This window comes from Bartonella sp. AP65SXKL, assembly GCF_042195725.1.
In the GTDB taxonomy this organism is placed as follows: Bacteria; Pseudomonadota; Alphaproteobacteria; order Rhizobiales; family Rhizobiaceae; genus Bartonella.
Map to the genome: position 1 here is coordinate 1 of NZ_JBHIOW010000077.1, position 896 is coordinate 896.

Genomic DNA, 896 nt, shown 5'->3' on the forward strand with positions numbered 1-896 from the left:
TCTGCTATCTGTTTGGATTCTCTTGACTCCGTTAATGCCTTCTCTACTGCCGTTTGTACTTGAGACGCTGTTTTTGTGAGTTCTCTAACAGAAGATGTCGCACCTTCTGATAACTCTTTTGATTGTTCTGCAATATCCTTGGCATCATCGGCTGCCTGTTTGGCTCCATCTGCCTTTAGACTTGCTTGCATGGCTACAGTCTTAACTTCATGACACGTTGCTACCGCCGTCGCTGCTACTTGCGTCGTCTCTGTTGCTGTTTGTGAAGCTTCTCTTGCTGTTTGTTCTGCACGCGTTGCAATGGTCTTCGATTCATCGGCTAACCTCTTGGCTTCGGTCGATAAATTAACAGCATTCTCACTGCTCTGTTTGACCTCTTCAAAACGTTGTAATGCCGTAGAAAGGGAACCTTTCGTACTATTGATTTCCCCTGAGGCTCTATCGACTGCTGCTTTTGTCTCTTCTGCCATGCGCTTCGCTGCATCAGAAGTATTCTTGGCTTCTTCTGCTAAGCCATTGGCTGTATCCGCTGTCTCTTTCGCAAGGCTAGCCGTTGTCGTCGCTGCTTTAGCTTCTTCCTTCGCTTCATGAGACGTCGTAAGCGCTGTTGTCGCTGTTTGAACTGTTTTCGTCACTTCGCTAAGCGCTTGTTCCGAAACCCTCTTCGATTCTTCTGCAACCTGTTGCGCACCATTCGCACGCGACATGGCTTTTTCTGCTTCTTGTCTTGCATTAACAACCTGCTCTAACGGCGCAAAGGTTTCATACGAATACAAAGATGCCGTCCCTAAAAGCTTCGGAACAACAACGCTGTCTTGCGAAGTCCCTTCTCTGATTTCCTCTTTCGTTGCAACAGGTATCAAATATTCATGTTCATGATCGGGTATCTTCATCTG

The 896-nt window shown here is 46.9% G+C and carries 1 pseudogene; it reads right to left on the reverse strand.

Annotation, left to right across the window (positions count from 1 at the left end):
* Positions 1–896 (reverse strand): annotated as a pseudogene (locus ACFIMP_RS09755) (hypothetical protein); the annotation flags it as partial.